6 protein-coding genes and 1 pseudogene are annotated in these 4,804 nt (G+C 36.2%); 1 reads left to right on the top strand and 6 read right to left on the bottom strand.

Going from position 1 to position 4,804, the window contains the following annotated elements:
- Positions 1-95: 95 nt before the first annotated feature.
- From HMPREF0023_RS08215 to pabC, 6 genes are all read right to left on the bottom strand, one after another.
- Positions 96-584 (bottom strand): hypothetical protein, encoded by a 489-nt coding sequence (locus HMPREF0023_RS08215; RefSeq protein WP_008941797.1) that lies wholly within the window; start codon positions 582-584, stop codon positions 96-98.
- Positions 585-599: 15 nt separating this feature from the next.
- Positions 600-1,208: a hypothetical protein gene (locus HMPREF0023_RS08210; RefSeq protein ID WP_008941796.1), complete on the bottom strand. Its 609-nt coding sequence runs from the start codon at positions 1,206-1,208 to the stop codon at positions 600-602.
- An 11-nt stretch (positions 1,209-1,219) separates the two neighbouring features.
- Positions 1,220-1,786 carry a PAAR domain-containing protein gene (locus tag HMPREF0023_RS08205; protein ID WP_008941795.1) on the bottom strand — a complete coding sequence of 189 codons (567 nt, stop codon included), beginning with the start codon at positions 1,784-1,786 and terminating at the stop codon, positions 1,220-1,222.
- Positions 1,787-1,881: 95 nt separating this feature from the next.
- Entirely contained in the window at positions 1,882-2,487 is a 606-nt protein-coding gene (gene tmk / locus HMPREF0023_RS08200; RefSeq protein WP_008941794.1) for a dTMP kinase, read from the bottom strand.
- Positions 2,488-3,564, bottom strand: a complete 1,077-nt coding sequence (gene mltG, locus HMPREF0023_RS08195; protein ID WP_008941793.1) for an endolytic transglycosylase MltG — start codon at positions 3,562-3,564, stop codon at positions 2,488-2,490.
- 1 nt (position 3,565) lies between these two features.
- Positions 3,566-4,378: an aminodeoxychorismate lyase gene (gene pabC, locus HMPREF0023_RS08190; protein WP_008941792.1), complete on the bottom strand. Its 813-nt coding sequence runs from the start codon at positions 4,376-4,378 to the stop codon at positions 3,566-3,568.
- Between the two features lie 251 nt (positions 4,379-4,629).
- Between pabC and HMPREF0023_RS16235 the strand changes: the two are divergent.
- Positions 4,630-4,804, top strand: a pseudogene (locus HMPREF0023_RS16235) (sulfate ABC transporter substrate-binding protein); the annotation flags it as partial.

The raw sequence follows: 4,804 nt of genomic DNA, 5'->3' as shown, positions 1-4,804 counted from the left end.
TTTTTCATTTCACACTTTGATTTAGTGGGAGATTATACACGTGTAATAAAAAAACCACCCTAAATTGTGTGGTTTCATACTCGATAATCCTAGTGTTATTTACAAGTTTGTTGGCTGCTTGCTAAAGCTTTATCCTTGTTATCTCGTAACTTGATAATCTCATCTCTTGCTTCATACAAATGATTAACACTTTTTCGAGTATCATCTGTGATATTAGACTTATAGTTTTCATCCATATTATTGATGTAATTTTGCATATAGATTGTCATCCAACAGATATCGTTGAAATCAGTGTAGTCAAATCCGTTTTTACCTAACCCTTCTAACCAATTACCATACTCATCATCAAGTAAGCTTTGTGCTGTCTTTAACTTAACAAAAGTATTTTTAAATATAATCTCTTTTAATGCAGGCTCAAGTTTTACATCTTTATTAGCTTCTAAGATCAACTTTCGGTTATCTCTTAAGTAATTCTTAAAGTCTTTTTGAATGAAGATATCTATTTCATCTTTTTCAGATGCTTTACATCCATTAAAACTAAATAGAAGAAGTGGCATTAAAAATATTAATATAGATTTTTTCATGTTATTACTCTGATACTAAAAGCTACTGAGTGGTGGTGTATATTGATATTGCTGGATGTATTGAGAAACCGTGGCTCTATCATAAGATCTTCCAAACACTTTCTTATACATATTCTCATTAATTAAATATGGTCCTTGGTTTTCATGCAGGGCAATGGCATTACCTGTTAAAACGGGTTTACCTGCGTTAGAAAGTGCAAGGTCAATAACTTCACCAAAATTCTTCTTAGAGATTGCCATACGAGCAGTAAAAGAATCTTTTGCTAATTCTCTAATAAAAGTTGCACCTGAATTTAATGAGTGCTTCTGAACGTATCGTGTAAATTCAAGGTACATCATCGTATGGAAAGAGTAGCGCTCTAAGAGTGCGTCACTGAATTGTCGTAAATCATATTCAAGCCCGAAACGAATCGCCAAGTCATGTTCAAAAGGAATCCTATTTTTAACACTATCCCATTGAGATTGATCCATCATAAAAGTGTATGGAACAGTTGTATGGTAATTAAGTACTTTAACAATGCTGTTACATAACAATGGATCTAGCAATTCATCTGAATGACATACTTTAACTTTGTTATCCAATGAGGGGATTAAAGTTGGTGAGAAAACCTTATCTTGTGACATTTATATATCCCTTATAGTGGAGGCAATGGTTTAGATGCATCAATCGTCTGAAATTCCACTTCATCAGGACTATTGGCATTGATTACGTGAGTTTTACCTTCTGAATCAGTCCATCCAGTTTCTACTTCACCACTATTTTTATAAATAATTGAATAAGGAATGTCGCTATAGATTTTTTGTGTTTGTTCATCTTTTAACTGAAATTGTATGCCATATTCCTTGGGTTTGTCTGCTACAAAATTGTCTTGTTGGAATGCCGTCGAAATTGGTGCAAATGCGCTTGAAAAAGCTTTAGCTGTGGATGATGAAGGTCCATTATCTTGAACAGCTAAATTCTGCATCGGTAATAATTTACAACCACAAGACAAACTATCATTGACTCTCGCTGCTGCTTTTCCAAACACTTGCATGTATGGATCACCAGTAATAATTGTAGAAACCGTCTGGTGCTTTGGACAAGTCGCTTTATCACCAACACACGCGATCGCTTTACTTTCGATCAAAAAACTACTATTTCCTGAAATAACTTTACCGCCGCCTGTTGTGGGGCATCCTATAACTATATATGGTGTTGCCAAATTTTTTCCCTCTTATATTTTGGCAACATGGTAACAAAGTGCTTAAAGTATGTACGGACTTTTATGTATTGGTTTTGATAAATATAAAGCAGTCCTCAGAGCTGTTTTATATAATTCAATGCCTCTTCAAACACAAGATCCGCATTCTGTGTCGCATTCAAACGTTTAATACGTTCAGGCTCTGCTTGCCACAAGGTCTCATAACCCGCACGTACCTTGGCAAAGAAACTCAATTTTTCTTGCTCAAAACGATCCAATGCGCCACGCTCTCGCGCACGGGTCATACCCAATTCAATCGGGGCATCCAGCCAAAAGGTAATATTCGGCATTTTCGCGACAAAGGTTTGATTTAACAGTTGCAACTTTTCCTGACTTAAACCACGTCCAGAACATTGATAAGCAAAGCTGGCATCAGTAAAACGATCACTCAGCACAATCTTGCCTGCTTCTAATGCAGGTAAAATCACTTGTTGTAAATGCTGTGCTCGTGCAGCATAAATCAGTAACAATTCAGTATCATGACTCATTTGCTCTTCATGATTCACTGCCAATAATAAAGAGCGAATTTGTTCCGCCAAAGGCGTACCACCCGGCTCACGAGTTAATACGACTTCTTTACCTTGCTGTTCAAAATACTGATGAATTTTACGAATCAGCGTGGTTTTACCTACGCCTTCTGTACCTTCAAAGCTAATAAACATTTACTGTTGCTCCTGCTTCTTGGCACGTAAAACCGCCAAATACTCTTGTACTGCACGATTGTGATCTTGCAAATTGGTTGTAAATTTATGCCCACCTGTGCCTGTTGCAACAAAATAAAGATTCTGCGAATCATCAGGATGCATCGCCGCTTCAATTGCTTTTTTACTTGGTAAAGCAATCGGCGTTGGAGGTAAACCGAAAATGGTATAGGTGTTATATGCTGTTGGTGTCCGTAGGTCATTACGTGTGATATTACCTTTGTAATTATCTCCCATACCATATATGACGGTTGGATCAGTTTGCAGGCGCATGCCTATTTTTAATCGACGAACAAACACACCAGATACTTGCTGAAGCTCACTATCTAAACTGGTTTCTTTTTCGATAATCGAAGCCATAATTAATGCTTCATATTTATTTTTATACGGCAGATTAGCCGCCTTATTTGCCCATGCGTCATCCAATGCTTTCATCTGACGACGATATAAATCCGTCAAAATCTTCTTGTCTGTTTCACCTTTAGCAAAAAAATATGTATCAGGTGCAAATAATCCTTCAGGATGAGCATAGGAAATATCTAAAGCTTTTAGTAATTGATCTTGAGGCAAATCTAAAATTGTATTGGTCACATTCGGATCATTTTTTAACTTCTGTACAAGTTGCTTGAAGTTTGTCCCTTCGATGACCAATATTCGATTCATTTGAGCATTATCTGCATTGGCAAGCATATCCAGCACTTGACGAACACTCATCCCTTTAGTTAGCTCATATACACCAGCTTTCATACTGTCATGTATCATAAATTTCTGATAGAGCTTTAAAATGATCGGGAAACTTACCTTCTGTTCTTCAGCCAATCGATCAATGAAACGTGAATATGTATCTCCAGATGAAATCACTAATAATTGTTTTTTATTCTCCATTGGATAAGGCTTAAATAAATTTGCCCATATCACGCCAAAGACCACCATCGTAAAAACACAGATAAATACAAGAAATGCTTTAAAGGTAAATCTTGATTTCGGCTTTGCTTTCGGTTTTTTCTTACTTTTGCTTGAGTTTGGTGGCTTTGGCATATTAATCAATCTGGCTAAGTTTTAAAGTTTCAAATAAATCAAGGTAAGGTTGTTGCGCTAACGCGCGATCATTCAATCGTACAACCGCTCGCATTGGATGCAATGCATTGCAAAAAAACAGGTTTTGAATACGATCAATCTCATCCATGCCAATACAACGTTGTTCGCATGACACATTGTATTGTTGCATTCGAGATAAGATTTTGGCTCGCATCACACCGTGGACGCCATTATAACGAAGTTCAGGCGTAATCCACTGATCATTTATACGAATAAAACAATTACTGCTCACCCCTTCTACGATATAACCCTGCACATCACTGACTAAGGCTTCTAGCCACCCCCGTTGGTCCGCTTCTTGCTTAAGCAAAACTTGTTCAAGACGATTCAATGTTTTTAAACCTACAAGGTGTGGCATGTTTAAACCCAAGGCATGATTGAGTAAACCACTCTCAATCCATTCAGGCTGAAAAGCTTGCATTACTTTGGGGTAATACCACACATAAAGATCAGCGGCATGTAAAGGTAAACTGTAACCACGATCACCTTCACCGCGGCTAATCACAACTTTGAGTGTGCCATTTAGGCTTTGAAATTGCTGTTGTAATTGTTCAAAAACCTTGTCGATCAAGGATAAATCAGTTTTTAAACTCAAATGCTGGCAAGCCAGTTGTAAACGTGCAAAATGCAGTTCTTTTAACTCAAAACACCCATCAAAAATACGCGCAGTTGTAAAACAACCATCTCCATAATGAAATGCCCGATCAAGTAAAGGAATGGAATCAATTAACTGTCCATTTTTATAGCATTGCATGATCTAAGCACCTTTTTCAGTTTATAAGAAACAAAGTTTAAAAGTGAATAACTCTTTGATTCTAAAAAATTATAACAACTAAAACACTGAAATAAAAATTTATTATTTATCAACGATTCAGCATAACTTATCACATTTATATATTTCTCTTTTTTTCATAACAAATGCTTTTTTTATTATTTTTTTTGCAAAAAAACCAGCGTTATGCTGCATCCATATTCTAAATGCTTATGCAATTTCAAGGGGTTTTTATGCGTTTATCTCAACTCAAAGTTGGTCTTTTGGCTGCTTTACTTTCAGCATCCAGTTTGGCTGCTCAAGACTTTTTAAATGTCTCTTATGATCCAACACGTGAGCTATATACAGATTTTAATAAACAATTTGGTAACTTTTGGAAACAACGTACTGGACAAGATATTAATTTCA

Source organism: Acinetobacter sp. ATCC 27244, assembly GCF_000156555.1.
GTDB classification, from domain to species: domain Bacteria; phylum Pseudomonadota; class Gammaproteobacteria; order Pseudomonadales; family Moraxellaceae; genus Acinetobacter; species Acinetobacter haemolyticus.
Note: the sequence above shows the minus strand (reverse complement) of the source record. Positions and strands in the feature narration are given on the sequence as shown.

Bases quoted from the DNA above. Each gene is read 5' to 3' on its own strand.
- HMPREF0023_RS08215 (WP_008941797.1), bottom strand. From the start codon at position 584: ATGAAAAAATCTATATTAATATTTTTAATGCCACTTCTTCTATTTAGT.
- HMPREF0023_RS08210 (WP_008941796.1), bottom strand. From the start codon at position 1,208: ATGTCACAAGATAAGGTTTTCTCACCAACTTTAATCCCCTCATTGGAT.
- tmk (WP_008941794.1), bottom strand. From the start codon at position 2,487: ATGTTTATTAGCTTTGAAGGTACAGAAGGCGTAGGTAAAACCACGCTG.
- mltG (WP_008941793.1), bottom strand. From the start codon at position 3,564: ATGCCAAAGCCACCAAACTCAAGCAAAAGTAAGAAAAAACCGAAAGCA.
- pabC (WP_008941792.1), bottom strand. From the start codon at position 4,378: ATGCAATGCTATAAAAATGGACAGTTAATTGATTCCATTCCTTTACTT.